This is a genomic window from Streptomyces sp. NPDC111516, from assembly GCF_055635345.1.
Genome location: NZ_JBVKBV010000035.1, coordinates 21368 through 47603 on the forward strand (window position 1 = coordinate 21368; position 26236 = coordinate 47603).

The 26236-nt window shown below is 70.4% G+C and carries 23 protein-coding genes; 8 read left to right on the forward strand and 15 right to left on the reverse strand.

Features of this window, described 5'->3' with window-relative positions:
- Nucleotides 1-53 precede the first annotated feature (53 nt).
- Genes ACZ7L9_RS35390 through ACZ7L9_RS35400 form a run of 3 tightly spaced genes read right to left on the reverse strand, consistent with a single transcriptional unit; the run spans nucleotide 54 to nucleotide 3698 of the window.
- Nucleotides 54-2618 carry an ABC transporter permease gene (locus tag ACZ7L9_RS35390; RefSeq protein ID WP_471421637.1) on the reverse strand — a complete coding sequence of 855 codons (2565 nt, stop codon included), beginning with the start codon at nucleotides 2616-2618 and terminating at the stop codon, nucleotides 54-56.
- A 4-nt stretch (nucleotides 2619-2622) separates the two neighbouring features.
- Complete coding sequence (locus tag ACZ7L9_RS35395) at nucleotides 2623-3411, reverse strand: ABC transporter ATP-binding protein (RefSeq protein ID WP_471421638.1); 789 nt, start codon at nucleotides 3409-3411, stop codon at nucleotides 2623-2625.
- A complete protein-coding gene (locus tag ACZ7L9_RS35400; RefSeq protein WP_471421639.1) occupies nucleotides 3408-3698 on the reverse strand; it encodes an SHOCT domain-containing protein in 291 nt (96 codons plus the stop codon). The genes ACZ7L9_RS35395 and ACZ7L9_RS35400 overlap by 4 nt, the downstream gene beginning before the upstream one ends.
- Nucleotides 3699-3899: 201 nt before the next feature.
- Between ACZ7L9_RS35400 and ACZ7L9_RS35405 the strand changes: the two genes are divergently transcribed.
- Complete coding sequence (locus ACZ7L9_RS35405) at nucleotides 3900-4352, forward strand: TetR/AcrR family transcriptional regulator (protein WP_471421640.1); 453 nt, start codon at nucleotides 3900-3902, stop codon at nucleotides 4350-4352.
- Between the two features lie 202 nt (nucleotides 4353-4554).
- Here ACZ7L9_RS35405 and ACZ7L9_RS35410 read toward each other — a convergent pair whose 3' ends face one another.
- Complete coding sequence (locus ACZ7L9_RS35410; RefSeq protein ID WP_471421641.1) at nucleotides 4555-5769, reverse strand: ROK family protein; 1215 nt, start codon at nucleotides 5767-5769, stop codon at nucleotides 4555-4557.
- Between the two features lie 121 nt (nucleotides 5770-5890).
- Here ACZ7L9_RS35410 and ACZ7L9_RS35415 point away from each other — a divergent pair, with 121 nt between their 5' ends.
- A complete protein-coding gene (locus tag ACZ7L9_RS35415; RefSeq protein ID WP_471421642.1) occupies nucleotides 5891-7105 on the forward strand; it encodes an MFS transporter in 1215 nt (404 codons plus the stop codon).
- 159 nt (nucleotides 7106-7264) lie between these two features.
- Here the strand turns inward: ACZ7L9_RS35415 and ACZ7L9_RS35420 are convergent, their stop codons facing one another.
- From ACZ7L9_RS35420 to ACZ7L9_RS35430, 3 genes are all read right to left on the reverse strand, one after another.
- The gene (locus tag ACZ7L9_RS35420; protein WP_471421643.1) at nucleotides 7265-7930 is read right to left on the reverse strand and encodes a response regulator; all 666 of its coding nucleotides are present in this window, start codon (nucleotides 7928-7930) and stop codon (nucleotides 7265-7267) included.
- Nucleotides 7927-9168 (reverse strand): sensor histidine kinase, encoded by a 1242-nt coding sequence (locus ACZ7L9_RS35425; protein WP_471421644.1) that lies wholly within the window; start codon nucleotides 9166-9168, stop codon nucleotides 7927-7929. The genes ACZ7L9_RS35420 and ACZ7L9_RS35425 overlap by 4 nt, the downstream gene beginning before the upstream one ends.
- 192 nt (nucleotides 9169-9360) lie before the next feature.
- Nucleotides 9361-10068, reverse strand: a complete 708-nt coding sequence (locus ACZ7L9_RS35430; protein WP_471421645.1) for a TetR/AcrR family transcriptional regulator — start codon at nucleotides 10066-10068, stop codon at nucleotides 9361-9363.
- A 128-nt stretch (nucleotides 10069-10196) separates the two neighbouring features.
- Here ACZ7L9_RS35430 and ACZ7L9_RS35435 point away from each other — a divergent pair, with 128 nt between their 5' ends.
- The gene (locus tag ACZ7L9_RS35435) at nucleotides 10197-10649 is read left to right on the forward strand and encodes a nitroreductase family deazaflavin-dependent oxidoreductase (protein ID WP_471421646.1); all 453 of its coding nucleotides are present in this window, start codon (nucleotides 10197-10199) and stop codon (nucleotides 10647-10649) included.
- A 59-nt stretch (nucleotides 10650-10708) separates the two neighbouring features.
- Here ACZ7L9_RS35435 and ACZ7L9_RS35440 read toward each other — a convergent pair whose 3' ends face one another.
- Complete coding sequence (locus ACZ7L9_RS35440; RefSeq protein WP_471421657.1) at nucleotides 10709-11959, reverse strand: geranylgeranyl reductase family protein; 1251 nt, start codon at nucleotides 11957-11959, stop codon at nucleotides 10709-10711.
- Nucleotides 11960-12106: 147 nt separating this feature from the next.
- Between ACZ7L9_RS35440 and ACZ7L9_RS35445 the strand changes: the two genes are divergently transcribed.
- Nucleotides 12107-13465 carry a M20/M25/M40 family metallo-hydrolase gene (locus ACZ7L9_RS35445; protein ID WP_471421647.1) on the forward strand — a complete coding sequence of 453 codons (1359 nt, stop codon included), beginning with the start codon at nucleotides 12107-12109 and terminating at the stop codon, nucleotides 13463-13465.
- A 209-nt stretch (nucleotides 13466-13674) separates the two neighbouring features.
- On the forward strand, nucleotides 13675-14385 hold the full coding sequence (locus ACZ7L9_RS35450; RefSeq protein ID WP_471421648.1) for an MBL fold metallo-hydrolase: 711 nt from the start codon (nucleotides 13675-13677) through the stop codon (nucleotides 14383-14385).
- On the opposite strand, the gene ACZ7L9_RS35455 is transcribed toward ACZ7L9_RS35450, so the two are convergent.
- Nucleotides 14344-15381, reverse strand: coding sequence for an NUDIX hydrolase (locus ACZ7L9_RS35455; protein WP_471421649.1), 1038 nt, complete (start codon nucleotides 15379-15381; stop codon nucleotides 14344-14346). The two genes, ACZ7L9_RS35450 and ACZ7L9_RS35455, sit on opposite strands and share 42 nt — an antisense overlap.
- 354 nt (nucleotides 15382-15735) lie before the next feature.
- Here ACZ7L9_RS35455 and ACZ7L9_RS35460 point away from each other — a divergent pair, with 354 nt between their 5' ends.
- A complete protein-coding gene (locus ACZ7L9_RS35460) occupies nucleotides 15736-15807 on the forward strand; it encodes an excalibur calcium-binding domain-containing protein (protein ID WP_471421658.1) in 72 nt (23 codons plus the stop codon).
- Between the two features lie 56 nt (nucleotides 15808-15863).
- On the opposite strand, the gene ACZ7L9_RS35465 is transcribed toward ACZ7L9_RS35460, so the two are convergent.
- The 4 genes from ACZ7L9_RS35465 to ACZ7L9_RS35480 form a co-directional block, all read right to left on the reverse strand.
- Nucleotides 15864-16466, reverse strand: coding sequence for a fasciclin domain-containing protein (locus ACZ7L9_RS35465; RefSeq protein ID WP_471421650.1), 603 nt, complete (start codon nucleotides 16464-16466; stop codon nucleotides 15864-15866).
- Nucleotides 16467-16889: 423 nt separating this feature from the next.
- Nucleotides 16890-17741 carry a carbohydrate ABC transporter permease gene (locus ACZ7L9_RS35470; protein ID WP_471421659.1) on the reverse strand — a complete coding sequence of 284 codons (852 nt, stop codon included), beginning with the start codon at nucleotides 17739-17741 and terminating at the stop codon, nucleotides 16890-16892.
- Nucleotides 17742-17815: 74 nt separating this feature from the next.
- Complete coding sequence (locus ACZ7L9_RS35475) at nucleotides 17816-18730, reverse strand: carbohydrate ABC transporter permease (RefSeq protein ID WP_471421651.1); 915 nt, start codon at nucleotides 18728-18730, stop codon at nucleotides 17816-17818.
- A 46-nt stretch (nucleotides 18731-18776) separates the two neighbouring features.
- Nucleotides 18777-20066: an ABC transporter substrate-binding protein gene (locus ACZ7L9_RS35480; protein WP_471421660.1), complete on the reverse strand. Its 1290-nt coding sequence runs from the start codon at nucleotides 20064-20066 to the stop codon at nucleotides 18777-18779.
- A gap of 267 nt (nucleotides 20067-20333) precedes the next feature.
- On the opposite strand from ACZ7L9_RS35480, the gene ACZ7L9_RS35485 reads away from it, so the two are divergent.
- A complete protein-coding gene (locus ACZ7L9_RS35485; protein ID WP_471421652.1) occupies nucleotides 20334-22370 on the forward strand; it encodes an NPCBM/NEW2 domain-containing protein in 2037 nt (678 codons plus the stop codon).
- Between the two features lie 126 nt (nucleotides 22371-22496).
- Here ACZ7L9_RS35485 and ACZ7L9_RS35490 read toward each other — a convergent pair whose 3' ends face one another.
- The gene (locus ACZ7L9_RS35490) at nucleotides 22497-23453 is read right to left on the reverse strand and encodes an ROK family protein (RefSeq protein ID WP_471421653.1); all 957 of its coding nucleotides are present in this window, start codon (nucleotides 23451-23453) and stop codon (nucleotides 22497-22499) included.
- A 181-nt stretch (nucleotides 23454-23634) separates the two neighbouring features.
- Between ACZ7L9_RS35490 and ACZ7L9_RS35495 the strand changes: the two genes are divergently transcribed.
- Nucleotides 23635-24663: a LacI family DNA-binding transcriptional regulator gene (locus ACZ7L9_RS35495; protein WP_471421654.1), complete on the forward strand. Its 1029-nt coding sequence runs from the start codon at nucleotides 23635-23637 to the stop codon at nucleotides 24661-24663.
- Between the two features lie 11 nt (nucleotides 24664-24674).
- Here ACZ7L9_RS35495 and ACZ7L9_RS35500 read toward each other — a convergent pair whose 3' ends face one another.
- Entirely contained in the window at nucleotides 24675-25973 is a 1299-nt protein-coding gene (locus ACZ7L9_RS35500; protein ID WP_471421655.1) for a DUF6986 family protein, read from the reverse strand.
- Nucleotides 25974-26236 lie beyond the last annotated feature (263 nt).

The window sequence follows — 26236 nt, forward strand, 5'->3', positions numbered from 1 at the left end:
GGAGCAGGAGGAGCGGGGCGCCGTCCGGCGCCCCGCTCCTCCTGCTCCGTGCGCTATTCGGCGGCGATCGCGCGGAGCACGTCCAACCGTGCCGCTCGGCGAGCCGGCCGCCGGCCCGCCAGCGCCCCGGCGGTGATCCCCACGAGAGCGATCACCAGGAGCCGCAGCGGCGGCAGCGCGAAGGAGAAGGCGGTGCCGCCCGCTGATGCCTTGACCAGCACCCAGCCGAGGAAGCCGCCGAGCACCAGACCACCCACCGTGCCGAACGCGGCGACCAGGACGGATTCCCAGCGGACCATGGACCGCAGCTGGCTCCTGGTCTGCCCGACGGCCCGCAACAGGCCCAGTTCCCTCGTGCGTTCGTGGACGGCCAGCGTGAGCGTGTTGGCGATGCCCAGCAGGGCGATCAGTACGGCGAGTGCCAGCAGGGCGTAGACCAGGGTCAGCATCATGTCGATGCCGCCGGCCGAGGACTGCGCGTACTCGCTGCGGGTCTGTACGTCCGGGTTGCCGTACGCCGCCGCGGTCTTCGCGACCGCCGCCCTGCCGTCGGCGGTGGACACGCCGGGCTTGAAGGAGACGGCGATCAGCGAGTCCGAGTCCTGGGCGCGGTGCGGGGCCCAGGCCTGGCGGGTGATGACGTAGTCGCCCGCCAGTTCCGGCCGGTCGTAGACGGCGCGGACCGTGAAGTTCTGCCGGGTGCCGTCGGAGAAGGTGAGCCGTGCGGTGGAGCCGGTGTGCAGCCCGCGTTTGCCGGCCTCGGTGCCGGACACCGCGATCCCGTTCGCGCCCAGCCCGTTCAGTGATCCGTCGACCCGGCCGAGGTCGAAGACCCTGCCGAGCGCGGCTGGGTCGGTGACGGTCAGGGCGCGTCCGGCGCCGTCGACCTCGGCGACCCCTTTGCCCAGGCCGACGGCGGTCGCGACCTCCGGCAGCCGGTCGACGGCCGGGGCGAGCCGGGGGCTGAGGCCGCTGCCGCCCGCCCCGAAGGCGGGGGCGCTGATGGCGACGTCGCCCGCGAAGGAGCGGTCCACCGTCTGGTTCATGGTGGCCTTCAGCGAGGCCCCGAAGACGGTGAACAGGGAGACCACGGCAACACCGATCATCAGCGCGGTCGCGGTGGACGCGGTCCGTCGGGGGCTGCGCAGGGCGTTGCGCCGGGCCAGTCGGCCCGTGACGCCGTGCAGCCGGTCGAGCGGAGCGCCGAGGAACTGTACGGCGTACGAGGAGGCGACCGGTCCGAGCACCACGAACGCGGCGAGTGCGAGTACCGCACCCACGGCCGACAGCAGGCCGGACGGGCCGGCCGACACGCCGGTCAGGATGGTGCCGACGGAGGCGGCCAGCAGCACGAACCCGGCCAGGGTACGCGTCCGGGATGCCGCGGAGTCGTCCACGGCGCTCTCGCGCAGGGCGGCGAGCGGAGCGGTGCGGCCGGCCCGGACGGCGGGCAGGAGGGCGGAGCCGAGGCAGACGAGGACACCGACGGCGAGCGGCAGCAGCAGGGACCCGGCGCCGATCACCAGCGGGCCCTCGGGGAACGGGAATCCGACGGCGGAGAAGAGCGCCCGCAGTCCGGCGGCGATCCCGACGCCACCGGCCAGTCCGGCGGCGGAGGCGATCACACCGACCGCGCTCGCCTCGACGAGGCTCGCTCCGACGACCTGACCGCGGGAGGCACCGAGCGCGCGCAGCAGGGCGTTCTCACGGGTCCGCTGGGCGACGACGATCGCGAAGGTGTTGTGGATGGAGAAGGTCGCGACGAGCAACACGATCCCGGAGAACACCAGCAGCAGCGTGGTGAACAGGTTGAGGAAGGCGCCGGAGATCGTGTCCCGGTTCTCGGCGGCCGAGGCCTGTCCGGTGATGGCCTCGACACCCTTGGGCAGTACCGGGCGCAGTGCGTCGACGAGTTCCTGCTGGCTGGTGCCGGGGTCCGCGCGCACCTGGATGGTCGAGGCCTCGCCGGGCTTCGGCGTGAGGTGCTTCTCGGCGTCGGCCTGCGTCATCGCGGTGTAGGTGACCTGCCCCATGCCGTCCTGGCCGCCGAAGGTGGCCAGTCCCACGATCGTGACGCGTAGGGGGTCGGGGGTGCGCAGCACCGTGGTGTCGCCGATCCCGAGCCCGCCCCGGTCTGCGGTGCCGCGGTTGATGACGACCTCACCGGGTGCGGCGGGGGCGCGTCCGGCGGCGAGCCGGTACGGGTTGAGCTTCGGGTCGTCGATCCAGTTGCCGGCGAGGGTGGGTGGCCCCTGGCCGCCGATGGGTTTGCCGTCGGAGCCGACGAGCTGGCCGGCGCCCTGGATGTCGGGGGCCGCAGCGGCGACCCCGGGGGTCAGCTCGATCCTCTTCACGAGTGCGGTGCTCACCGGCTGCCGGGTGCCCCGGGACTCACCGGCGACCGTGACCACATTGGAGTTGCGCACGACCGCGTCCGTACCGGCGGTGGCGTTGCCGAACATGGTGTCGAAGCTCGCACGCAGCGTGTCGCCCATGACGAGCGTCCCGGTGAGGAACGCGACGCCGAGCAGGACGGCGACGAAGGTGCCGACGAAGCGGCGCTTGTGGGCACGGAGCGAGGAGACGCCCAGACGCACGGAGACCCGGGGGCTGGTCATGGCGTCACCGCCTTCGTGCGGGGTCGGGAGCGAAGGACTTGAAGCGGTCGAGTACGCGCTCCGCCGTGGGGTCGAACATCCGGTCGACGAGCCGACCGTCGGCGAGGAAGACGACCTCGTCGGCGTGGGCGGCGGCGACCGGGTCGTGGGTGACCATGACGACCGTACGGGCGGTCTGCCGGACGGTGCGTCCGAGCAGCCGGAGCACCTCCTGGCCGGAGCGGGAGTCGAGGTTGCCGGTCGGTTCGTCGGCGAATACGACACCGGGGCTGCCCGCGAAGGCCCGCGCCACCGCCACCCGCTGCTGCTGTCCGCCGGACAGTTCGCCGGGCCGGTGGTGCAGCCGGTCCCGCAGTCCGACAGTGTCGATCAGCGCGTCGAGCCACTCCGGATCGGGGCGCTCGCCCGCGAGATCCAGGGGAAGGGTGATGTTCTCCGCGACAGTGAGCGTCGGCAGGAGGTTGAAGGACTGGAAGACGAAGCCGATGCGCTGCCGGCGCAGCAGGGTGAGCCTGCGGTCGTCGAGGGCGCTCAGGTCGGTGTCGCCGATGAAGGCGGATCCGGAGGTGAGGGTGTCGAGTCCGGCCGCGCAGTGCATGAGGGTGGATTTGCCGGAGCCGGAGGGCCCCATGATCGCGGTGAAGCGGCCGGCCGGGAAGTCGACGCTCACCCGGTCCAGGGCCCTGACCCGGGTGTCTCCCGTGCCGTAGAGCTTCACGGCGTCGACGACCCGGGCTGCGACGGCGGTGGCGGACGTGGGGGTGGGCTCGGAGGTGGGAACGGTGGTCGTCATGCCACTCCCCCCTTGCTGCCGCGGCCGAACTGTTCGTCGAGGACGGAGATCCGGCGCCAGTACTCGTCCTCCTCGATCTCCCCGGCCGCGAAGCGGCGGCCGAGCAGCGTGATCGGTGACGGTTCGGCGAGGCTCTCCTGAGTGGCACGGGCCTGCCAGGGGCCTCGTCGGCCACGCCGGACCGTGCGGCGCAGGAGAGTGACGCCGCCGATGACGACGGCCGCCCAGAAGAGCGGGAAGAGGAGGATCCAGGGTCCGGGTCCACCGCTGTGCGCCAGGGTGTTCATCTCGGTCAGCTCCCTCGGTTCAGGGTTCGCGGTCAGGTTTTCCTGACGACTCCGAGCCTGGCCCCGGGAGGGGTCCCGAGTCGTCGTACGGCCAGCGGCCGTACGCGTACCCCCTCGGGAGTACGCGGCGGATCCGCCGCTGCTCCCGTTGTCGGGCCGACATCACCGGATTCCGTACCCACTGTTACGTACAGCCGAGTAATGAGCACTCCGGACCGCCTGATCGAAGCCGCCCGGGAGCTCCTGTGGGAGCGCGGCTGCGTCGGCACCGTCCCCAAGGCCATCCAGCAGCATGCGGGCGCGGGCCGGGGCAGCACGTACCACCACTTCGCGGGCAAACTCGATCTGGCGCTCGCGGCCATCCGCCGTACGGCCGCGCAGATGCGTGAGACGGCGGGGCGGCCGCCCGACGGCCCGGGGACGGCGTCGGAGCGGATCTCGGCGTATGCACATCACGCGGAATACGGTGGCGGTCCGCCCGGTCCACGACCTCGCGAACCGGGTCCGCCGGTCACAGGGGCGGCGTCGGCACCAAGCCCGCGCCTCCCGCTGCCGACGGCGAGCCGGGCCCATGACGTAGTGCCTCCTCATCGCCTCTCCCCGCCGAATACGACATGGGGATCATCCGCCGGCAGGGTGGGGACTCGCCGGTGAACCGGGCGACACGACCGTCCCCGGGTCCCCGGGTCCCCGGACAGGCCGTATTGCCGCAACGGTTGCGTCCGCGCCTCGAACAGGCCCTGCGAAGGAGGCGTTGGACGCGACCCAACCGGGGCGACCCGGCACGGGCGTTCGCGTGGCTGTGATCGTCGAGCCTGTCCGACGGCCGAGCACCGAGCGGCCGTCCCGGGGGCCGTCACGCGAGCGCGGCCAGCGGATCGTCCAGCACCGGCTGCCAGGCCAGTTCCGCCGCGCCCACCAGGCTGTTGTGATCGAGCGTGCACGGCAGGATCGGCACGCTGCCGCTGCGCCCCCACAGGCTGCGGTCGGCCACCACCGCGCGCAGCCGCTCCGGATCCGCGTCGAGCAGGGCGCGGTGCAGTCCGCCGAGGATGATGCGGTCGGGGTTGAGGAGGTTGACCAGCCCGGCGAGCCCGAGGCCGAGCCGGTCGATCAGCGCCTCGGCCGCGCCCCGCACCGCCGCGTCCTCGTACTCCGTACGGAGCAGATCGCCGGCCTGCTTGAGCAGCGACTCCTCCGGGCCGGGTTCACGACGGGCGGCGATCAGGAAGGCCAGCGGGTCGGTCTCGACGTCCAGGCAGCCGCGACCGCCGCAGTAGCACGGGCGCCCCTCGGGGTTCACCGTGAGATGGCCGACCTCCAGCGCGAGTCCCGAACTCCCGGTGTGCAAACGGCCGTCGAGGACCAGCGCACCGCCCACGCCGCGGTGACCGGTGGCCACACACAGCAGATGCTGGGCGCCGCGCCCCGCACCGTGCCGGTGCTCGGCGAGTGCGGCGAGGTTGACGTCGTTCCCGGTGAACGCGGGTCCGGGGATGCCCGCTTCCCGTACGCGGTCGGCGAAGATCTCGCGCACCGGGGCACCTGCGGGCCAGGCGATGTGCAACGGGTTCAGTGCGGTGCCCTCCGGTTCGGCGACCGCGGACGGCACCGCGAGGCCCGCGCCGACGCAGCGCAGTCCGCTCTCCCGCAACAGGCGGGCGCAGTCGTCGACGACGTCGCCGATGACCTGGGCGGGGTCCGCGGTGACGGTGGCACAGCTCGGGCTGGTGGCGACGAGCCGTCCGCCGAGCCCGACGAGCGCGGCCCGGAACCCGTCTGCGTGCACCTGGGCGGCGATGGCGACCGGGCCTGACTCCCGGATGGCCAGCCGGTGCGAGGGGCGGCCCTGCGAGCCGGCGGCGGAGCCCGGCCGGGAGTCGACCCGGATCAGGCCGAGCGCCTCCAGTTCCGCAGCGACCGCACCGGCTGTCGCCCGGGTGACGCCGAGCTCGGAGGTGAGGACGGCGCGGGTGGGCGCGCGTCCTGTGTGGACCAGTTCCAGCGCGGGTCCGAGCGCGCTGCGGCCCCTCTCCAACTTTGTCCGGGTGGTGGTCACCTTGCCGTTCATGGGGGCGAGTCTCCCATGATCCGCGAGTGCTGCCGACGCCCCGGTGGCGCACGTTCGCCTCGGCCGTCCGCGGCGGGCGGCCGTCTTGCGCCCGTTGTCCGCACGCCCCTATGCTGAGTTTGTGCCGCAACTAAACAAATTGCGGACGGCCCTGCCGGGGGGACCGGGCGGAAACACCGCTCCACCTTCGTCGGCCCGTCTCCGTACCGCGCTGACCGTGTTCTTCGCCCTCGACGGCTTCCTCTTCGCCGGCTGGGTGGTCCGCATCCCGGCCATCAAGCACCAGACCGGCGCCTCGGCCTCCACCCTGGGCCTCGCTCTGCTCGGCGTATCCGCCGGGGCCGTGGTGACCATGATGCTCACGGGCCGGCCGTGTCGGCGCTTCGGCAGTCATCCGGTGACCGTGGTCTGCGGCGTTCTCCTGTCCCTGAGCATCGCCCTGCCCGCGCGGACGCATTCGGCGCTCGCGCTCGGCCTGGTACTGCTGGTCTTCGGCGCCGCGTACGGCGGGATGAACGTGGCGATGAACAGTGCGGCCGTCGACCTGGTCGCCGCCCTGCGGCGCCCCGTGATGCCCAGCTTCCACGCGGCGTTCAGCCTCGGCGGAATGGTCGGCGCCGGGCTCGGCGGCCTGGTCGCGGGCGGCCTCTCCCCCGCCACACACCTATTCGTCCTCACCGGGATCGGACTCCTGGTCACCGCGGCGGCCGGACCGGTGCTGCTGCGCCAACCGGCGCCGAAGCCCGCATCCACGGCCGACGACGCCGAGAAGACGCGGCGACCGGGCGGGCAGGCCCGCCGCGTGGTGCTCCTGTTCGGCGTGATCGCGCTCTGCACTGCGTACGGCGAAGGCGCGCTGGCCGACTGGGGCGCCCTCCATCTGGAACAGGATCTGCACGCCCACCCGGGCGTCGCCGCGTCCGGATACTCCCTGTTCGCACTGACCATGACAGCCGGTCGGCTCAGCGGTACGGCACTGCTCGAACGGCTCGGCCAGACCCGGACCCTCATCGCGGGCGGTGCGACGGCCGCCGCCGGGATGCTGCTCGGCTCGCTCGCCCCGACCACCTGGCCGGCGCTCCTCGGTTTCGCTGTCACCGGTCTCGGCCTGGCCAATATCTTCCCCGTCGCGGTCGGCCGGGCCGGTGAGCTGGCCGGACCCGGTGGAGTGGCCGCCGCGTCGACGCTCGGCTACGGCGGGATGCTGCTCGGACCGCCCGTGATCGGCTTCCTGGCCGACTGGTTCTCCCTCCCTCTGGCCCTCACAACGGTGGCGCTGCTGGCCGCCGCGGCCGCGGCCCTGGGGTACGGGGCACGGAACGCGGCGCACGCCTGAGAGGCCGGCCGTGCCGCGCAGACGCCCCGTCGGGCCACTGACACAGCGGAGTCGGCGCGAAGTGTGCGGCTGTCACCGGTGACGGCCGCCCACGCGGTGGACGGAATCGTGGCCGCGAGGCCGTGGCCGGGTCGGCCGAGCATCCCGGGGTGCGCCGGGTCAGCCGAGCCAGCCCGGTCGTACGAGCCCCGACTCGTAGGCGAACACGACGAGTTGGGCCCGGTCGCGGGCGCCGAGCTTCACCATGGTGCGGCTGACATGGGTCTTGGCGGTGAGCGGGCTGACGACCAGCCGTCGGGCGATCTCCTCGTTGGAGAGCCCTATGCCGACGAGAGCCATCACCTCCCTTTCCCGTTCGGTGAGTTCGCTCAGCCCGGTGACCGCCGCGGGTTCCTTGGACCGGGCCGCGAACTCGGCGATCAGCCGGCGGGTGACCCCCGGCGAGAGCAGGGCGTCGCCGACCACCACCGCGCGTACCGCCCGCAGCAGTTCCTCCGGTTCGGTGTCCTTGACGAGAAAGCCGGAGGCGCCGGAGCGGATCGCCTCGAAGACGTACTCGTCGAGCTCGAAGGTGGTGAGCATGACCACCTTCACGTCGCCCAGTCCGGGGTCCCCGGTGATGGCGCGGGTGGCGGCGAGGCCGTCGAGACGCGGCATCCGGATGTCCATCAGCACGGTGTCCGGCCGCAGTTCGCGCACCATGTGTACGGCCTCCTCACCGTCGGCGGCCTCGCCCGCCACCTCGATGTCGGGCTGCGCGTCCAGCAAGGCCCGGAAACCGGCCCGGACCAGCAACTGGTCGTCGGCGAGCAGTACGCGGATCATGGTGTCTCCTCCTTGGGCGCTGCCGCGCCGGACGAGTCGGACAGCAGCGGAAGGTCGGCCCGCACCCGGAAGCCGCCGCCGGACCGGGGACCCGCCTCGATCGTGCCACCCAGTGCGGCGGCGCGCTCCCGCATGCCCGCCAGCCCGTTGCCGCTGCCGCCCGCGTCGTTGCCGGTGGCGGGTCCCTCGTCGTCGATACGGAGCCGGATGCGGCCGAGCTCGTAGCCGATCCGGACCTGCGCGGTGCGCGATCCGGAGTGCCGGACCACGTTCGTGAGCGCCTCCTGAACGATCCGGAAGGCGGCGAGATCCGCGCCGGGCGGTACGGCGCGCCGTACCCCGTCGGTCTCGACGGTGACGGTCAGTCCGGTGCTCGCCGCCTGTTCGACGAGCTCGGGGAGCCGGTCGAGTCCGGGAGCCGGGGCCCTGGGCGCGTCTCCGGGGGTGCGCAGCGTGTCAAGGACCTGACGGACCTCGCCCAGCGCCTCCTTGCTGGCGGCCTTGATGGTGGTGAGAGCGGTACGGGCCTGCTCGGGGTCGGAGTCCAGCAACGCGAGCCCGACGCTCGACTGGACGTTGATGACGGAGATGCTGTGGGCCAGGACGTCGTGGAGCTCCCGCGCCATCCGCAGCCGCTCCTCGTCGGCCCGGCGCTGCTGGGCGGCCTCCCGTTCCGCGCGCTGGTCCGCCCACTGCTCACGGCGTACGCGTACGAACTCGGCTGCGGCGACGATGGCCACCACCCAAGCGGCGATACCCAGTTCCTGCCCCCAGGGAGCGGCGTGGCCGCCGGAGGGCGGCAGCCAGCGGTAGAGCCAGTGGGCCACCAGGACGTGCCCCAGCCACACCATGCCGACAGCCGACCAGGCGGCCCGCCGGTGCCCGGCGACAACGGCGCTGAAGCAGCCCACGGCGACGGCCAGGAAGACCGGCCCGTACGGATATCCGGCGGCCAGATAGACCATCGCCGCGGCCGACGTCCCGAAGACGGCCACCACCGGGTGACGGTGGCGCAGCAGAAGCACGGCGACGGCCACGAAGAGCAGCAGCCGCGCGAAGAGGTCCAGCGGCGCCCGCTCGTCCATCTGCCCCCGGGCCGCGATGGTCGAACCGATCATGACGACGGCACCGAGCAGGATCGTCGACGGCCAGGGCAGCCGGGAGGCAGAGGATCCCGGTTCCCCCGTCAGCCACCGCGGCGGCCCGCCGTGGCCCCGGTGTGAGCGTTGCTCTTCCATGGCGGCCACGCTAGACGGCGAACCGCGGCACAGGCGTCAGCCGGGCGTGGTGATCACCCGTACTCCCTGTGGAGTACGACGTACGGACCGGTGGAGGACGACGCCCGATCCCGGGTCTGCCGTTCGGCGATCAGGCCCGTTTCGCGCGCCCCGGCACCGCCGCGATCCGGCCCGATCCGAACGGGACAGCCCTTAGCTGCCGCGAGGGCCGAGCAGCCCGACCGTGCGGGCCAGTTCGGTGACGGCCTCCCGGAAGAAGACCTCCCGGGCCTCCACGACCCGGTTGAACTGGCCGAAGATCTCGAAGGAGATCAGCCCGAACAGCTGTGACCAGGCGGCGATCAGCGGCGCTGCGACGCCCGGAGGGAGGCCGGGCGCGAATTCGGCGACCATCCGCCCGGCCTCGGCGCGCAGCTCGGCGGCGAGTGGCGGCACGGCGAGACCGTCCGTGCGGTAGGCGTCGCCGACGACGGTGATCAGGACGCGGCCGACGCGGGAGGCGGGTCCGATCGTGGCCTGCGGTGCGGTGTAGCCGGGCACGGGCGAGCCGTAGATCAGGGCGTACTCATGAGGGTGGGCCAGGGCCCAGTCGCGTACGGCGCGGGCGACCGCGGTCCAGCGTGCGAGGTGCGGGGCGGCGTCGGTGACGGCGGCGCGGTGAGCGGCCTCGGCGGTCTCACCCACGGCGTCGTACGCGTCGACGATCAGGGCCGTGAGCAACTCGTCCCGGCTGGGGAAGTAACGGTAGAGCGCGGAGGACGCCATACCGAGCTCCCGTGCGACGGCGCGCAGTGAGAGTTTCGCGGCGCCCTCGGCCGCCAGCTGCTTCTTCGCCTCGCTCTTGATGGCGGCGGTGACCTCGATACGGGCCCGTTCCCTGGCTCCTCGGACAGTGCTCATGGGCTTCAGTCTGCCACGGACAGAGAGCACCGACCAACAACGAGAGCGGTGCTCTTGATTTTGAGCACCATCCCCGTGCACACTGATCTCAAGCGAGAGCACCGCTCTCAAAACGTGAAGGAGTCACCATGTCTCAGCCGTACTACCTTCAGGGCAACGCCTTCAATGTCCGGATGAACGGCGTCATCGGCTGGCTGGCCCGACACGGCGTCAGCCTTCAGGGCTCGGCCGAACTGTCGGTACGTGGCCGCAAGAGCGGGCAGTTGCAGCGCATCCCTGTGAACCCCCACACCCACAAGGGCGCGCAGTACCTGGTCTCCGCCCGGGGCCACTCCCAGTGGGTGCGCAACATGCGGGTGGCCGGCGGCGGCGAACTGCGGGTGGGCCGGAAGGTCCGCACCTTCACAGCCGTGGAGATCGCGGACGACGAGCAGAAGGCGCTCATCGTCCGCGCCTACCTGGAGCGGTGGGGATGGCAGGTCAACCAGTACTTCCAGGGCGTCACCGCGAAGTCCACGGACGCCGAACTCCTGGCAGCATGCCCGGACCACCCCGTCTTCCGGATCACCGTGGCGGGCTGACCCGTAGCGGCCAGGCCATCCCGCGCACCCGGCACGCCGAGCGCCCCGGGTGTCAAGCCCTAACGGTCCATTGCCGACAACGCCCGCTGCGCCAGCGGATGCGTACGGACCAGCTCGGCCAGCGAGGTCGTTCCCCGGGTGACCCCGGCGAACGCGTTCCAGGCCGGGCGGAAACCCGTCAGCACTGCGTGCAACACCCCGGGGCGGCGCTCGAAGAGCTTCAGCATGCGCCGTCCGACGCCCATCTCGACACCGAGTCCGGCCTTGATGGCGAAGGCGTAATTCAGCGCCTGGCGCCGGGCGTCCACCGCATCGTGCGACTCCGCGATGCGCACCGCCCACTCACCGGCGAGCCGCCCCGACCGGAGGGCGAAGGAGATGCCCTCGCGCGTCCACGGCTCCAGCAGTCCCGCCGCGTCGCCGCACACCAGCACCCGCCCGCGTGACAGCGGCGAATCGTCGCTGCGGCAGCGCGTCAGATGCCCGGAGGAGATCTTCGGCTCGAAGCCGGCGAGACCGAGCCGGGCGATGAAGTCCTCCAGGTACCGCTTGGTGCCCGCGCCGTCGCCCCGCGCCGAGATCACGCCGACGGTGAGCACATCACCCTTGGGGAACACCCAGCCGTAACTGCCGGGCATGGGGCCCCAGTCGATGAGCACCCGCCCCGCCCAGTCCTCCGCGACCGTCTCCGGAACCGGGATCTCCGCCTCCAGGCCGAGGTCCACCTGGTCGAGCTTCACCCCGACATGAGCACCTATCCGCCCCGCGCTGCCGTCCGCGCCGACGACCGCGCGGGCAAGCACCGTCTCACCGCCGGACAGCACCAAGGCGACCGTGCGCCGGTCCGGCACCGCGGCGCCGTGCTGCTCGACCCTTGTCACCGTCGCCCCGGTACGGAGTTCGGCGCCCGCCTTCTGTGCCTCCTCGACCAATCCCGCATCGAACTCGGGGCGGTTGATGAGACCGAACAGCATCCGCTTGGAGCGACGGGTGCGCGCCAGCCTGCCGTTGAGCGAGAACGTGACCGCGTGGATCCGGTCCCGCAGCGGCAGTTCGAATCCGGGGGGCAGCGAATCACGCGAATACCCGATGATGCCGCCGCCACACGTCTTGTAGCGGGGCAGCTCCGCCTTTTCGAGGAGCAGTACCCGTCGGCCCGCGACCGCCGCCGCGTATGCCGCGGAGGCTCCGGCCGGTCCGCCACCGACTACGACGACGTCCCACACGGACGACTCTTCGTGCTCATGCCCGGCGTCTGCGTTCTCGCTGCTCACGATGTGCTTCTGCTCCCGATCCCACCAGTGGCCCATGCTGCTCACGGCATCCTACGGCGCGCCCGGCCCGGCCCCCGCTGTGGGAGGATCGACCGTACGTTCGTCCTTCATGCGACGCCGCACACTCGGTGCGCATGTAGCCGGATTCGTACACATAACGTCGCACCCACGAGGAGCGTGCCCATGACCGCCCGTCCGATCTCCGAGACCATTGCCTCGCTGATGCCCCGCGCCAAGACGGAGCTGGCCGAGCTGGTGGCCTTCCAGTCGGTGGCGGATCCCGCGCAGTTCCCGAAGAGCGAGTGCGAGGCGGCCGCGAACTGGGTCGCCGACGCGCTGCGCGCAGAGGACTTCCAGGATGTCGCCCTGCTCGACACCCCCGACGGCACCCAATCGGTGTACGGCTTCCTGCCCGGCCCGGCCGGCGCCCCGACCGTACTGCTCTACGCGCACTACGACGTGCAGCCGCCGCTCGACGAGTCCGCCTGGCTCTCCCCGCCGTTCGAGCTGACGGAGCGGGACGGCCGCTGGTTCGGCCGCGGCTCGGCGGACTGCAAGGGCGGCTTCATCATGCACCTCCTCGCCCTGCGCGCCCTCAAGGCGAACGGCGGCGTTCCGGTCTCCGTCAAGGTGATCGCCGAGGGGTCCGAGGAGCAGGGCACCGGCGGTCTGGAACGCTACGCGGAGGCGCACCCCGAGCTGCTGACCGCCGACACCATCGTCATCGGCGACACCGGCAACTTCCGGGTCGGTCTGCCGACGGTCACGGCGACGCTGCGCGGCATGACGATGCTGCGCGTCACGCTCGACACCCTCGAAGGGAACCTGCACTCCGGACAGTTCGGTGGCGCCGCCCCGGACGCGCTGGCCGCGATGATCCAGCTGCTGGCGTCGCTGCGCGCCGAGGACGGCACCACGACCGTCGACGGTCTCGCCACGGATACCGAATGGGACGGACTGCAGTACCCGGAGGCCGAGTTCCGCAAGGATGCGAAGGTCCTCGACGGCGTCGGACTGATCGGCACGGGCACGGTCGCCGACCGGATCTGGGCCCGGCCCGCCGTCACCGTCATCGGCATCGACTGCCCGCCGGTGGTCGGCGCGACCCCCTCGCTCCAGGCGAGCGCACGGGCGCAGATCAGCCTGCGCGTTCCGCCGGGCCAGGACGCCGCCGCGGCGACCGAGCTCCTGACCGCCCACCTCAAGGCGCACGCCCCCTGGGGGTCCAGAGTGTCGGTGGAACAGGTCGGCCAGGGCCAGCCGTTCCGCGCGAACACCTCCAGCCCGGCGTACACGTCCATGGCGCAGGCCATGGAGGCCGCTTACCCCGGCGAGAAGATGCAGACGTCCGGCATGGGCGGCTCGATCCCGCTCTGCAACACCCTCGCCGCTCTCTACCCGGAGGCCGAGATCCTCTTGATCGGCCTGAGCGAGCCGGAGGCACAGATCCACGCGGTGAACGAGAGCGTGTCGCCGGAGGAACTGGAGCGTCTGTCGCTCGCCGAGGCACTGTTCCTGCGCAACTACGCGGAATCCAAGTAGATCTGACATAGCGTCACCGATCCGCGCGTTCCTGCCGATCCGGTCCGTCGCCCTGCCCGCGGCGGACCGGAGGCCCCGTCGCTAAGACGCCGCACCGGACTCGCCGGCCACCGAAGCGCGCGGCCCGGTGGACGGGCTACGCGCTGAGTGAAGCTCGCCGAGAGCGTAGATCCGGGTGGCGGGCGGACTGGTCCGCGTACGTTCGCCGCATGGATCTCGTCGAAGTGCTTCCCCGGCTGTACATGTTCCGCTTCCGCGTCGGACAGGCATACCTGTGGTGCGACAGCGCGGACCTGACCTTGATCGACGCGGGCGACATCGACGCGGCGCCCGCGATCGAGGACGCGGTGCGCGGCCTCGGCCGGGACCCGGACCGCATCGGCCGGATCGTCGTCACCCACGGGCATCGCGACCACTACGGCAGCGCCCAGGAACTCGCCGACCGGCATGGCGCCGAGATCCTGGCCCACCGGCTGGACGCCCCGGTGATCCGTGGCGAGGAGGAGGTCGCGGACCCCGTCCTGCTGGACTGGGAACGGCCGTTGTACGAGCATGCGCTGACCGTTCCCCCGGCCCCGCCGACCCGCGTCGACCGCGAGCTGGCCGACGGCGACGAGATCGGGTTCGGCTCGGGGGCCGAGGTGATCCACTCCCCCGGTCACACCCCCGGCTCCATCGCTGTTCATCTGCCGCGCCACGGCGTGCTGTTCACCGGCGACTGCGTGGCCGGGGTCGGCCAGGTGATGTCGGGGGTCTTCAACATCGACCGGAGGCGCGCCGCTGCCTCGTTCCGGCGGCTGGCCGCGCTGGATCCGGCCACGGTCTGCTTCGGGCACGGCGATCCGCTCACCGTCGACGCCGCGGCGGTGCTGCGCGCCTCAGCCGACCGGGACTCCGGCCTCCAGGTTGAGCACGGTTGACCGCTCCCGGGCGCGCAGTGCCCAGCGCAGCCGTTCGTACCGGGTGGGGGGCAGCATGGTGGCCGCCTCCTCCTCGGTGACGAACCGCCAGCCACGCAGTTCCGAGCCGGGCAGCAGCAGCCGTTCGGCGTCCGCGCGGGGCAGCAGACCGCCGTCGAAGAGCATCCGCAGGCCTCCGTAGCCGGGTGGTTCGGGCGCCTCCCAGTCGACGACGAGGAGTCTCGGCACCCGGTCGAGGTGGATGCCTATCTCCTCGGCCACTTCACGGATTCCGGCCCGGGCCGGTGCCTCGCCGGCCTCGACCACTCCGCCGGGAAACTCCCAGCCGGGCTTGTACGTCGGGTCGACGAGCAGCACCCGGCCGTGTTCGTCGAAGAGCAGTACGCCGGCCGCGACGGTCTCCGCGGTCGGCTCGGGCGTCTGCACGATCTCGCACGCGGTGGCCACTCCGGTGCGGACCGCCTCGGCCATGCGCTCGGCCGTCTCGTACGGGGTGAGCGCGCTGGTGTCGATGGTGTGGGCGTCCCGGGTCAGCCAGCCGAGCGCCGCCCGGTAGGGCTCGATGTGCTCGTAGGCCCATTGCCGGATCCGTGCGCTGTGCTCCGGGTCGTCGGCGAACTCGACCCGGTCGGCGATCCGTTTACGCAGGATCGTTTCCTCAGCTGAGAGCAGGACGTGGCGCACCGGAATGCGCCGGGAGGCGAGCCCTCCGAAGATCTCGTCGCGATACTCCTGTCGCAGCAGCGTCATCGGCACCACCAGCACCCCGGAAACCTCGGTGAGCAGAGCCGCGGCGGTGTCCACCACCAGGCGCCGCCAGATCGGCAGGTGCTGGAAGTCCGTCACCTCGGCAAGTCTCTTCTGGGGCAGCAGATACCGCAGCCCCGCGCCGATCAACTCGGGGTCGTAGAACGTGCTGTTCGGGATCAGATCGACCAGCTCGCGCGCGGCGCTCGTCTTCCCCGCGCCGAACGCACCGTTGATCCAGACGATCACGGTTCCCCCTCTTCCGTAGCCCCCTGTGGCTTGCCCGCAACACCCTGCCGCGAAAACCCGCCTGTGGCGATGCTGTTACCCGAAAGGAACCGCCGGATGCCCGCGTGCGACGCCCCGATGCACCAGTCCGCCGTCCATGCGGACCTGACGGAGCGGCCGGAGTTCGTGAGGAATCCGGGGACGATCACGTCGGCCGAGCACGATGCCCGTCGACGTCTTCACGCTTGTGCGCGGTGTTCGCCGTGCCCGCTGACCAATGCGGTTGGCTCCCCATTCGGTGAACCAGCAGTCCCTGTTCGAGGCCCGACGACGGCCCGCACCTCTTCGCGCCGTGAGGCATAAAAGCCGCGAGGCATAGAAGCCGTCGTCGAGCCCGGCTACGGGCGGCACCTCGACCGGGACGGCGACGGCCTCGGCTGTGAATAGACACCTGCCGATGCCCTCTTCACGGCAATGACCGATCGTCGTCCCGGTGCGGGACACTAGGACGGAGGCATGAGGACCTTATCGACGAGGTAGACGGTGGCGTTGGCCGTCTTGATGTCCCCACAGACGATCTTCGCGGTGTCGTTGACCTTGAACGACGTGCCCGACCCGGTGGTCTTGAGCATCGAGCCCTCCAGCGTCTTGAAGCTGCCGTTGGGAAGCTCACTGGGGGTGATGGTCTTGTCCACGACGTGGTAGGTCAGGACCTTCTTCAGCTCTGCCTTGTCCTTGAGCAGGCCGGCAAGCTTCATCTTGGAAATCTTGTCGAAGGCCGCGTTCGTGGGGGCGAAGAGCGTGATGTGCTTCGCGTCATTGAGCTTGGTGGTGAGCCCGGCGTCCTTCAACGCGGATGCCAGCTTGGTCAGTTTGGGGTTGTTGGCCACTGCGGTGGCCACACGTTCCTTGGCCATGCCGGCGGCACTGCCCTTGCCCTTGTGCGGCAGCGCGGAGCATTCCGGGCCGAACGGGCTCGGTGTGCTGGAGGGGCTGGACGCCGCGGTACCAGCGAACGCCTGCGGGGTGAACGCGCCGAGCGAGAGCGGGAGGGCCACCGCAGCAGTGACCGCTGCGGCGCTCGTGCGGATGCGATGTGAACTCATGTCGATTCCTCTTCCCTCTGGGAGGAGGTCCGTGAGGCGTCGATGACGACCCTCATATGACGAAGAGTGTGTCCGACCGCCGGGGTGCCGTATCCACCGCTCCGACATGCCTCATGAACCACTGGGTCAAGCCTAGGCATCACCCGGCGAGAACCGCACCCCGAGGGCATTCCGCTAGGCCCTGTCCTGTCGATCTTCGCGGGCCCGGAACGCCTGGCACGGCACCTCGCCGCGTTGTCGGAGTCGCCCAAGTACGTCCAGTACGAGGACGATCCTCCACCTAGCGATGCACCGCACCAGACGCCCCGGGCTGATCCACGAAGATCGACAGGACAGGACCTGGTTGCGCCACTTGCCCACCACATACGAAACCACCCGTTTTCCGGCGATCCTCCGCTATTGCGGGTTTTCGCCGGTCATCCCCTACCCCTTGCCGGAGCCCAGGGTGAGGCCCGCGATGAAGTGACGCTGGAGCAGCAGGAAGACCACGAGCGTCGGCAGCGCGACGATCACGGAGCCTGCGGCGAGCAGGTTGTAGTCCGTGAAGAACTGTCCCCTGAGGTTGTTCAGCGCCGAGGTGACCGGGAGCTTGTCGCCGTCGGAGATGAAGACCAGTGCCCAGAGGAAGTCGTTGTACATCCAGGTGAACTGGAGCGTGCCGAGTGCGGCCAGGGCGGGGCGGCAGAGCGGCAGGGTGATCCGCCGGTACTGGGTCCAGACGCCCGCGCCGTCGACGATGGCGGCTTCCAGGATCTCCTGCGGCAGGGTGCGCATGAAATTGGCCAGGACGAAGACGCAGAAGCCGAGCTGGAAGCCGATCTGGACGACGATGACGGCCCAGTACGAGTCGAACATCGTCATCGAGTCGGACATCCAGTAGGGCAGCGGGATGCGGTTGAACACGACGTACAGCGGCGTGACGATCACCTGTTGCGGCAGCAGGTTCCCGGCGGTGAAGAACATCAGCAGGACGAGCCCGCCGCGTATCTTCAGCCGGGCCAGCGCGAAGGCCACGAACGAGGCGAGGAAGAGGGTGATGATCACCCCCGGAACCGCGATGATCATGGTGTTGACGAAGTACTTCGTCATGCCGGAGTCGGAAAACGCCTGGCGATAATAGTCCAGGGAGAGGTGGCGCGGCAGCGAGAAGTAGCCGTGTGCGGAGGTCTCGTCGTACGGTCGCAGCGAGGCGTACACCGCGAGCAGCAACGGGGCGAGGAAGGCGAGGGAGACCGCCATCAGGAAGGCGTGGACACCGATCCTGCCGGGGCGCATCCCGCGTCGGGCGGCCGGGGCCGGATGCGCTTGTGGTGCGTTGGGGCGGGCGGAGGCGGGGGCGGCATGGACGGTCAACAGTTCTTCTCCCCTCGGAGCTCCTGGACGAGGTACGTCACGACGAATCCCAGGGAGACGGCCAGCAGGACGACGGCGATGGCGGAGCCGAAGCCGATGCGGCTGGCCTCACCGATGATGTTGTCGGTGACGAGCACCGAGAGCAGTTCGAGTCCGTTGCGGCCGTGGTTGACGGCGTACACGATGTCGAAGGCGCGCAGGGACTCGATGACGGTGATGACGCCGACGATGACGTTGACCGGCCGGAGCGTGGGGAAGACGATGCGGAAGAAGGTCTGCGCCTCGCCCGCCCCGTCGATCGCCGCGGCCTCCTTGAGCGAGGGGTCGACGGCCTTGAGCCCGGCGAGGTAGAGGATCATCACATAGCCGGTGTGCCGCCAGGCCGCGGCCAGCAGGACCATCCAGATGTTGAGGTCCGGATCGCCGAGCCAGTCGGTCGGCGAACTCGTGTCCCCGATGACCGCGTTGAGGGCTCCCTGATCGCGGGAGAAGATCAGCTGGGCGATGAAGCCGACCACGGCGAGCGACAGCACGACGGGCATGTAGAGCGTCGACTGGTAGAAGCGGCTGAATCGCACGCCCCTGTCGATGAGTACGGCGAGCAGCAGCCCGAACGGCGCGGCGACGAGGCCGAGGAAGGCGAGCCAGAGCAGGTTGTGCCGGGCGGCGGGCCAGAACTGCGGGTAGTTGGTGAAGAGGTTCGCGTAGTTCTGCGTACCGACCCATTTGATGTCACCGATGCCGTCCCAGCTGGTGAAGGAGAGCACGACGGAGGCGAGGGTCGGTCCCCATACGATGGCGATGTCGAGCAGGACGGGTATGCCGAGCAGCACACCCAGTACGGCGAGGTCGCGGTGGGTGAACCGCCGCGAGACCCGCCGTCCGGTGCGCCGCGCCGAGATGAACGACACGGTCGGTACTCCAGGTTCAGTCGGATTGCGTCTGGGGCGTCCGGGGTCAGTCGGCGGCGAAGACGGTCTTCTTCTGCCGTTCGATGTCGTTGACCAGTCCGTCCACGTCGTTCGGGTTGCTGATGAACTTCTGGATTGCCGGGATCATGACCGTGGAGGAGAAGTCCGGCCGGGTGTCGCGGTCCAGGAACTGGGAGATCTGCTTCGCCCCGGAGACCAGGTCCACGGCCTTCTTCTGGAGCGGCGAGTACGCGGAGATGTCCGCCTGGTCGCTGACCGCGATGTTGTTCGGGTCGCTCTTCAGGTAGATGTCCTCGGCCTTCCCGGTGGCCAGCCACTTGAGCAGGTCCTTGGCGCTCTCCAGGGTCTTCTTGTTCTTGAGGTTCTTCGACTTCTTCGCCAGCAGGAATCCGTCGATGGGTGCCTCGACCGCGTCCTGTCCGTGCTCCGGGTTGATGACGGGGAAAGAGAAGAAGTCGATGTCGCTCTGCTCGCCCTTGGGGAACTGGGCTCCGGGGTGCGGCAGGCCGAACACGGCCATGCCGGCCTCCCTCTTCTGGAGGCTGTTCGCGGCCTCCTGCCAGGTACGGCCGTTGGCGCCCTGCTGGCAGTACGGGAGCAGCCGGCGCCAGGTGTCGAAGACTTCCCTGACCCGCTTGTCGGTCCAGGCGACTTCCCCCGCCATCAGGCTCTTGTGGAACTCGTAGCCATTGGTCCGCATGTCGATGTAGTCGAAGGTGCCCATTGCGGGCCAGCCGTCCTTGTCGCAGAAGGCGATGGGGTCGAGCTTGTCCTTCTTCATCTGCTTGGCGAGAGCCACGTACTCGTCGAGGGTTTTCGGAGCCTGATAGCCACGGTCGGCGAACAGGCTCTTCCGGTGGAAGACGGCCCATGGATAGTAGTAGTAAGGCGTGAGGTACTGTTTGCCGTCCGCTCCGGTCGACTGGGCTTTCAGGGCGGCTGAGAAGCCCTTGTAATCCTGCCAGTTGTCGCTGATGTCGTACAACAGGCCCTTATTGGCGAAGAACTGCATGCGGTTGCCCGCGAACCACATGAAGACGTCGTCCGGCTTGCCCTGCAGATACCGGTTGATGTTCTCCTGAAAGGTGTTGTGGTCGACGGTGTTGACCTTCACCTTCCGCCCGCCCGACTGCGCCTCGTACGCCGCGAAAGCTTCCGCGAATGCCTTCTTCGGAATGGGGTCGGACGAATTCGAGCCCATGGTGATCGTTTTTCCGTCGCCACCGGGGCCGCCCCCACAGGCGGTGAGCAACGACGGCAGGGTCACGGCTCCCGCGCCAACTGCCGCACCACGCAAGAGACTTCGCCGGGACATCCGATGTCCCGCGACGCTGCCCGGCACACCTGACCTGCCGCAATCAGACTGCGTCATGCCCAACTCCTCCGGAGATGCAACCCAACACAACCGAACGTACGCTTGGATCTCACCCCCAAGGAGTGGTGCGGTCAATACTTTTGACGAGATATCAGAGAAACCACAGCCTGCGTCTTCCAACAGACTTCAACACGGTCTAACGTAATCGCACGCCTTGGCGTGCACATGCCGTCATCCGATCATGGACGAGTGTGGAGGAACGTAACGATGCGTCGTCTTCCAACCCGTACAACCCGAACCGGCCATCGCAGACTCATCGGAGCGCTGCTGACCGGACTGCTCTGCGCCGCGGGGTCCACCACTCCCGCCGTGGCGGATTCACGCGCTCCGGCCCCGGCTCCGGCGCCACGGGCCGGTAGCGGCCTTGCGCTCACCCCTCCGATGGGGTTCAACAATTGGAACTCGACCCACTGCCGTGCCGAGTTCAACGAGTCGATGGTCAAGGGAATCGCCGACATCTTCGTCGAGAAGGGCCTCAAGGACGCCGGCTATCAGTACGTCAATCTCGACGACTGCTGGGCAAAGCCGCAGCGCAATGCGGACGGAAAGCTGGAGGCCGATCCACAACGCTTCCCGAACGGCATCAAGGCCGTCGCTGACTACGTCCACTCCAAGGGTCTGAAAATCGGCATCTACACCAGCGCCGGCACCAAGACCTGCGACAGCGTGGGACTGCCGGGCGCGCTCGGCCATGAGTACAGCGATGCGCGGCAGTTCGCCGACTGGGGAATCGACTACCTCAAGTACGACAACTGCAACAACCAGGGCGTCGACGCGAAACAGCGCTATACGACGATGCGGGACGCGCTCGCGGCGACCGGCCGCCCCATCGTCTACAGCATCTGCGAATGGGGCCAGAACAAGCCCTGGGAATGGGCCGGCGAGCTCGGCAACCTCTGGCGCACGACGGGCGACATCAACGACAGCTGGGGAAGCATGCTGTCGATCATGAAGCAGAATCTTCCCCTCGCGGCCGCCGCGGGCCCCGGGCACTGGAACGACCCCGACATGCTGGAGGTCGGCAACGGCGGCATGACGGACACGGAGTACCGCACCCACTTCTCCATGTGGTCCGTGATGGCGGCGCCGCTGCTCATCGGTTCCGATCTGCGCCGGGCGAGCCCGGAAACCTTCGAGATCCTCTCCAACCACGAGGTCATCGCGGTCGATCAGGATCCGCTGGGCAAGCAGGGCACCGTGCTCTCCTCCGCCGACGGCCGCTGGGTCGTCACCAAGGAGATGCAGGACGGCAGCCGCGTCGTGGCCCTCTTCAACGAGACGGGCAGCGCACAGCGCATCTCGACGACGGCCGAGGCGGCGGGGCTGCCGAAGGCCACCGCGTACACGATGCGTGACCTGTGGGAGCACACGACGTACAACACGGCGGGCAGCGTCTCGGCGACCGTCCCGGCACACGGGACCGTACTGTTGCGCATCGCCGCCGGCGGCAAGTGGGCCGCGCACCCGCCCGCCGTGGAACTCGGGCTGGAGGGAAGCCCGTTGGTCGAGGCGGGTCGCACCGCGACGCTGACGACGGCGGTGACCGATCTCGGCCGTACCGCCGCCACAACGGTGTCCGCGGCTCTCACCGGCCCTTCGGGCTGGCAGGTGAAGGCGGCATCGCCGACCGGATCACCGGCCCTGCCGACCGGCCGGGCCCTGACCACCCGCTGGCAGGTGACGGCCCCTGCGGGCACGGCCACCGGCACGTACGACCTGACCCTCACCGCCCGGTACCGCTCACCGAGCGGTACACAGGTGAGGTCCACGGTCCCGTTCCGGGCCCATGTGGTGGTCGCGCCACCGGCGGGCACCAGCTACCTGAGCGATCTGCCCCGGCTCTCCGCCACCAACGGCTGGGGCCCGGTCGAACAGGACACCAGCAATGGTGAGAGCAAGGCGGGAGACGGCAATCCGCTCACCATCGGCGGCACGGTCTTCGCCAAGGGGCTCGGTGTGCATGCCGACAGCGCCGTCGAGTTCTACACCGGCGGGGCATGCAGCGCCGTGACGGCCCAGGTCGGGGTCGACGACGAGAAGGGGACCAAGGGCACGGTCGTCTTCGAGGTCTGGGCCGACGGTACGAAGGCGGCGGCGACCGGCGTACTGACCAATGCGATGCCCGCGCAGCCGCTCTCGGCGGATGTGAGCGGCGCGCAGGTGGTACGTCTGGTGGTCACCGACGGCGGGGACGGCGTCGATTCCGACCACGCGGACTGGGGGGACCTGAGGATCACCTGCTGACGGAAGCGGCAGCGGGACAGCCCCCACGGAATCGCGGTCGCGGCCACATCGCGCCTTCGGACGCCGGACGGGCCCCGGACATCGGTCCCGGGGCCCGTCCGGCGCTTCTCACCGCGCCGTCGGCAGTCAGGCCTGAACGGCCACCGTCCCGCGCGAACCCACCCGCGCCGCCGCGGCCGCCGCGCCCACGAGCCCCGCGTCGGTACCCATCACCGCCGGGGCCACCGTGAGCTGCTGGACGAAGGAGAGCGTGGCGTACCGGCGCAGGGCACGGCGCAGCGGAGCGAAGAGGATGTCGCCCGCACCGGCGACTCCCCCGCCGATCACCGCGATGTCGATCTCGACGAGCGTGGCGGTGGCGGCGATCCCGGCGGCCAGCGCCTGCGCGGCACGCTCGAACGAGGCAATGGCGATGGGATCCCCGGCCCGCGCGGCGGCGGCCACGGCGACCGCCGAGGCATCGCCGTCCGGTCCGGGCTGCCAGCCGGTCTCCAGCGCCCGGCGGGCGATGTTCGGTCCGCTGGCGATGCGCTCGACACAGCCGCGCGAACCGCACGGACACGGGTCGCCGTCCAGATCCACGCTGACATGGCCGATGTGGCCGGCGTTGCCCGTGGGGCCGGGGTGCAGCTTTCCGCCGAGGACGAGTCCGCCGCCCACACCGGTCGACACGACCATGCACAGCGCGTTGTCGTAGCCGCGGGCCGCGCCCAGCCAGTGTTCGGCCGCGGTCATCGCGACCCCGTCGCCGACCAGTTCGACGGGCAGTCCGCCGACCGCCTTGCCGACGCGCTCCACCAGCGGGAAGTCGCGCCAGGCAGGGACGTTGACGGGACTCACCGTGCCGGCCGAGGCATCCACCGGGCCCGCGCTGCCGATACCGACGGCGGTCGCCCGTCCCCACAGCGGTGAGCCGGACAGCTCGGCCAGGACCTCCGTCACGGCCCCCATCACCGTCTCGGCGCTCTCCCGGGCGGGCGTCGGCCGCTGCGCCCGTACGAGAAGCGCGCCGCTGCCGTCCACCAGCGCGGCAGCGATCTTGGTTCCGCCGACGTCCAGCGCGGCGACGAGGTCGGTATGCATCGGTGTGGCTCCGTGATGAGTCGGGTGCGGGACCTGCGGCTTCGGTAATCAGTCTGCCCAGTCTCCATTCAGCTGACAACGTTGTCCAGGGCCTATGCTCGACCGCACAGCCTCCGGCCTCTCCGCAGCACCGTCTCCGGGCCCGCCGGACCACCCGCACCCGACGACAGGACAGCGCACCGTGGCCGAGACCGCCCGTCACTCCGAGACCCGCTACGGCAACCGGCCGACCATGAAGGATGTGGCCGCTCGTGCCGGAGTGGGCCTCAAGACGGTCTCCCGTGTGGTCAACAGTGAGCCGGGAGTCACGCCGGACACCGAACGTCGGGTCCAGGAGGCCATCGAGGCGCTCGGCTTCCGCCGCAACGACAGCGCCCGCGTCCTGCGCAAGGGCCGCACCGCCTCCATCGGGCTCGTCCTGGAGGATCTCGCCGACCCGTTCTACGGGCCCCTGAGCCGCGCGGTGGAGGAGGTCGCCCGGGCGCACGGCGCCCTGCTCATCAACGGGTCGAGCGCCGAGGACCCGGAGCGCGAGCAGGAGCTGGTCCTGGCCCTGTGCGCGCGCCGGGTGGACGGTCTCATCGTGATCCCGGCCGGCGACGACCACCGCTATCTGGAACCGGAGATAAAGGCGGGCGTCGCCACCGTCTTCGTGGACCGCCCGGCAGGACGTATCGACGCCGACATGGTTCTCTCCGACAGCTTCGGCGGCGCCCGCGAGGGCGTCGCGCATCTGATCGCGCACGGCCACCGCCGGATCGGCTTCATCGGCGACCAGCCGCGCATCCACACCGCCACCGAGCGGCTGCGCGGCTACCACGCGGCCATGGCGGACGCCGGGACGGCGGTGAAGGACTCCTGGGTCTCCCTCGGCTCGACCGCCCCGGACCGGGTCCGGGCCGCAGCCGAGGAGATGCTGTCCGGCCCCGAGCCCGTCACCGCACTGTTCGCGGGCAACAACCGGGTGACGGTGACGGCGGTACGTGTCCTCGCGGAGCAGGAACGGCGAGTCGCCCTGGTCGGCTTCGACGACATCGAACTGGCCGACCTGCTCGGCATCACCGTCATCTCCCAGGACGCCTCAGCCGTCGGCCGCACCGCCGCGGAGCACCTCTTCCGCCGCCTGGACGGCGCGGACCACCCCCCGGCCCGCGTAGAGCTCCCCACGACGCTCATCCCGCGTGGCTCGGGCGAGCTGCCGCCCGCCTGAGAGCCTGTCGATTACGGCGCGGTCACCGTGAGCCCGCCCCGCCGCGGCGACGCGAAGGCGTCCAGGTCCGCGCGCGTCAGCCCGGTCAGCAGGGCGACCTCGGCGGTGTCCAGGGCGCCGCAGTCGATGCCGCGCAGGAGATATCCGCTGAGCGCCTTGGCGGTGGCGGGTTCGTCCATGACGTCGCCGCCCGCCTTCGCGACGTACGCGGCGAGCCGCCCAGCGGCCTGCTCCAGGCCCTCGCGGTAGAAGGTGTACACGGCCGCGTAACGGGTCGGCAGGTGGCCCGGGTGCATGTCCCAGCCCTGGTAGTAGGCACGGGCCAGCGCGCGGCGCGTGAGGCCGTAGTGGAGTCGCCAGGCATCGTGGACCTGGTGGGTGGGGCCGACCGGAAGGACATTGGTGGAGCCGTCGGAGACCCGTACGCCGGTGCCCGCGGCGGCGACCTGCATGACGGCCTTGGCGTGGTCGGCGGCCGGGTGGTCGCTGGCCTGGTAGGCGGGGCTGACGCCGACGCAGGCGCTGTAGTCGAAGGTTCCGTAGTGCAGACCGGTGGCGCGGCCCTGCGCGGCGTCGATCATGCGGGCGACGGCGGCGGTGCCGTCGGCGGCGAGGATGGACTGGCTGGTCTCGATCTGGATCTCGAAGCCGAGCCGGCCGGCCGGCAGCCCGTGCGCCTGCTCGAACGCTTCGAGGAGCCGGACGAAGGCGGTGACCTGCTCGGGATACGTCACCTTGGGGAGGGTGAGGACCAGTCCGTCGGGGAGGCCGCCCGCCTGCATCAGGCCGGTGAGGAAGATGTCCGTGGTACGGATGCCGCGGTCGCGCACGGCGGCCTCCATGCATTTCATCCGGATGCCCATGTACGGGGCGGCCGTTCCGTTCTCGTACGCCTCCGAGACGAGCCGCGCGGCGCGGGCCGCGGCCTCGTCCTCCTCGGCGTCGGGGCGGGGACCGTAACCATCCTCGAAATCGATACGCAGGTCTTCGACGGGCTCGCGCTCCAGCTTGGCGCGTACTCGCTCATGGATGGGGGCGGCGAGCTCGTCCGGGATACCGAGTGCGGTGGCGAACGCGGTCGCGTCGGGGGCGTGTTCGTCGAGGGCCTTCAGCGCCCGGTCGCCCCAGGACCGGATGGTGCCGGAGGTGAACGTGTCGCCGGGTACGTAGACCGTGTGGACCGGCTGGCGCGTGCCCGGGTCTCCCGGGTAGCGGCGGGCGAGCTCGGCGTCGACCGCGGTGAGGGAAGCACTGATCTCCTCGCTGACCGCACCGGCGAGACTCGTTGCCACCTTCTCCTGCTGTCCCATTTCCACACCCTCCACAGTCACACTGTTTCCGCTTCCCGGAAGCAACAATCCGTATAGTGAAGTTATAAGGCCGTCGGACCTGCGTCAATGGTGATCCAAAACGGTCCGGGGCCGTGCGGTGAGTGAGTGCGCACCGCGCGGCCCCGGACCGTCGGGACACTGTTTCAAGGGGGGCGGGTCAGCCCTTGCGGGTCTTGACCTCTTCGGTGAGCTGGGGCACCACCTGGAAGAGGTCGCCGACGACGCCGTAGTCGGCGAGGTCG

Bases quoted from the DNA above. Each gene is read 5' to 3' on its own strand.
- ACZ7L9_RS35465 (WP_471421650.1), bottom strand. From the start codon at position 16,466: ATGAGTTCACATCGCATCCGCACGAGCGCCGCAGCGGTCACTGCTGCG.
- ACZ7L9_RS35445 (WP_471421647.1), top strand. From the start codon at position 12,107: ATGACCGCCCGTCCGATCTCCGAGACCATTGCCTCGCTGATGCCCCGC.
- ACZ7L9_RS35395 (WP_471421638.1), bottom strand. From the start codon at position 3,411: ATGACGACCACCGTTCCCACCTCCGAGCCCACCCCCACGTCCGCCACC.
- ACZ7L9_RS35400 (WP_471421639.1), bottom strand. From the start codon at position 3,698: ATGAACACCCTGGCGCACAGCGGTGGACCCGGACCCTGGATCCTCCTC.
- ACZ7L9_RS35420 (WP_471421643.1), bottom strand. From the start codon at position 7,930: ATGATCCGCGTACTGCTCGCCGACGACCAGTTGCTGGTCCGGGCCGGT.
- ACZ7L9_RS35425 (WP_471421644.1), bottom strand. From the start codon at position 9,168: ATGGAAGAGCAACGCTCACACCGGGGCCACGGCGGGCCGCCGCGGTGG.
- ACZ7L9_RS35430 (WP_471421645.1), bottom strand. From the start codon at position 10,068: ATGAGCACTGTCCGAGGAGCCAGGGAACGGGCCCGTATCGAGGTCACC.
- ACZ7L9_RS35390 (WP_471421637.1), bottom strand. From the start codon at position 2,618: ATGACCAGCCCCCGGGTCTCCGTGCGTCTGGGCGTCTCCTCGCTCCGT.
- ACZ7L9_RS35500 (WP_471421655.1), bottom strand. From the start codon at position 25,973: ATGGGACAGCAGGAGAAGGTGGCAACGAGTCTCGCCGGTGCGGTCAGC.
- ACZ7L9_RS35450 (WP_471421648.1), top strand. From the start codon at position 13,675: ATGGATCTCGTCGAAGTGCTTCCCCGGCTGTACATGTTCCGCTTCCGC.
- ACZ7L9_RS35480 (WP_471421660.1), bottom strand. From the start codon at position 20,066: ATGTCCCGGCGAAGTCTCTTGCGTGGTGCGGCAGTTGGCGCGGGAGCC.
- ACZ7L9_RS35440 (WP_471421657.1), bottom strand. From the start codon at position 11,959: ATGGGCCACTGGTGGGATCGGGAGCAGAAGCACATCGTGAGCAGCGAG.
- ACZ7L9_RS35470 (WP_471421659.1), bottom strand. From the start codon at position 17,741: ATGCGCCCCGGCAGGATCGGTGTCCACGCCTTCCTGATGGCGGTCTCC.
- ACZ7L9_RS35490 (WP_471421653.1), bottom strand. From the start codon at position 23,453: ATGCATACCGACCTCGTCGCCGCGCTGGACGTCGGCGGAACCAAGATC.
- ACZ7L9_RS35485 (WP_471421652.1), top strand. From the start codon at position 20,334: ATGCGTCGTCTTCCAACCCGTACAACCCGAACCGGCCATCGCAGACTC.
- ACZ7L9_RS35410 (WP_471421641.1), bottom strand. From the start codon at position 5,769: ATGAACGGCAAGGTGACCACCACCCGGACAAAGTTGGAGAGGGGCCGC.
- ACZ7L9_RS35435 (WP_471421646.1), top strand. From the start codon at position 10,197: ATGTCTCAGCCGTACTACCTTCAGGGCAACGCCTTCAATGTCCGGATG.
- ACZ7L9_RS35405 (WP_471421640.1), top strand. From the start codon at position 3,900: ATGAGCACTCCGGACCGCCTGATCGAAGCCGCCCGGGAGCTCCTGTGG.